Consider the following 280-nt stretch of genomic DNA (forward strand, 5'->3'; position numbering starts at 1 on the left):
GGTATCTGCTGGAGGAGCTGAACCGCACGGAGGCGGCGTATCCGTCGGAGCGGTGCATCCATGAGCTGTTCGAGGCGCAGGTGCGGCGGGCACCGGAGGCGGTGGCGCTGGTGCATGAGAACGAGAGACTGAGCTATGGCGAGCTCAATGCGCGGGCCAACCGGCTGGCGCACCATCTGATCGCACTCGGAGTCAGGCCGGATCAGCCGGTGGGGATCTGCGTGGAGCGCAGCGCGGCGATGGTGGTGGGGCTGCTGGCGATCCTGAAGGCGGGGGGCGC

1 protein-coding gene is annotated in these 280 nt (G+C 68.9%); it reads left to right on the forward strand.

The features are described 5' to 3' along the window. Window positions 1-280: AMP-binding protein (locus AB3X94_RS42105; RefSeq protein ID WP_368614498.1), on the forward strand; the 280-nt coding region annotated here is incomplete at both ends.

Source organism: Paraburkholderia sp. BR10923, assembly GCF_040948765.1.
GTDB lineage: Bacteria > Pseudomonadota > Gammaproteobacteria > Burkholderiales > Burkholderiaceae > Paraburkholderia > Paraburkholderia youngii.